Genomic DNA, 1,355 nt, shown 5'->3' with positions numbered 1-1,355 from the left:
GGCGTCTCAATGGCAAGGGATTGCATGATGTTTACGACACGATGGTTGAAGGCCCGAGGATTGATTGGCTCATTGAAAATTACTATCTTGCACCATACAAGTATTACTCGGTGAAGCTGATTGATGACAATAAGCTTAAGAAGTCGAGCACCGGTGATTACACCAATAAATCAATGGATGAAGCAGTAGGTAAGACCATATTTGGTGATGTGGTAAAGACTTACCTAAGTAAAGCTAAAGGTCAACAGGCAATTGTCTATGCTCACTCTGTGGATTACAGCAAAGCAGTGGCAACAGCGTTTCAAACTGCTGGTATCAACGCAGCACATGCTGATGCTAAGACACCGGTGAGAGAGCGAGATAAAATCATGAGCGACTTTAAATCAGGCGCCTTAAAAGTTCTGTGTAATGTTGATCTGATCTCTGAGGGATTCAACGTCCCTGACTGTTCCTGTGTGATTATGCTACGACCAACTGAATCACTTGTATTATACATTCAGCAGTCGATGCGCTCCATGCGATATCAACCAAACAAGACAGCAACCATTATTGACCACGTTGCTAACTATGCGAGATTTGGATTGCCCGATGACGACCAAGATTGGACGTTAAAAGACCGTAAAAAGAAACAACGCAACAATGATGCAACACCAATTCGAACGTGTGAGTTCTGCTATGCCGTGATACCGGCATCAGCGAATATCTGTCCAGTATGTGGGCAAGCTCGAATCGTTGAGCCTTCAGATAATGAGATTGAAGAAGACAATTCAGTTGAGCTGGAACGCATCCATGGACGATTGGATATGAAAGCTGATTACAACTCAGTTCGATATGCACGGATGAAAACAACCGAAGCGCAGAACATGGAAGATTTACAAGCGATTGCTAAAGCTAGAGGTTACAAACCTGGCTGGGCATTCTATCAAGCAAAAACACGTGGATTTATTAAAACACATTAGGAGGAAACAAATATTATGGCAGATTTTATGAAAACAGATTATTCCAACAATCAAGGTAACAGCTTTGATCCGTTACCAACTGGTACCTACGAAATGATTATTAACAACGCTAAAGAGAATGCAACTCAAAGCGGAGCCGAAACTTTGCAAATTGATTTGCTAGTCCGTAATGACCTCGACAAGGTACCAGAATTAAAAGACACCAATGCTAAGTTTCATAATCGGCACGTTTTTGTCGATAATTGGAAACGCAAATCAACCAATCAATATGATTTGGATGGTTTTCAATACATTCTCCAAGCTGTGGGAGTACCAGAAGGGACACCGCTTAAATCAATTGATGACTTCACTAAATTAATAACCGGTGTGCCAGTCAATGTGTATGTAAAGAAAGAA

General features: G+C 41.5%; 2 protein-coding genes. Both read left to right on the top strand.

The window, feature by feature from the left end; translation table 11 throughout:
- Nucleotides 1-959 (top strand): DEAD/DEAH box helicase (locus HC026_RS12290; RefSeq protein ID WP_168926196.1); only part of this gene is annotated, 959 nt, incomplete at its 5' end.
- 15 nt (nucleotides 960-974) lie between these two features.
- A partial coding sequence (locus HC026_RS12285) for a DUF669 domain-containing protein (RefSeq protein WP_168926195.1) occupies nucleotides 975-1,355 on the top strand: 381 nt, incomplete at its 3' end.

The organism is Secundilactobacillus angelensis (assembly GCF_012641075.1).
In the GTDB taxonomy this organism is placed as follows: Bacteria; Bacillota; Bacilli; order Lactobacillales; family Lactobacillaceae; genus Secundilactobacillus; species Secundilactobacillus angelensis.
Note: the sequence above shows the minus strand (reverse complement) of the source record. Positions and strands in the feature narration are given on the sequence as shown.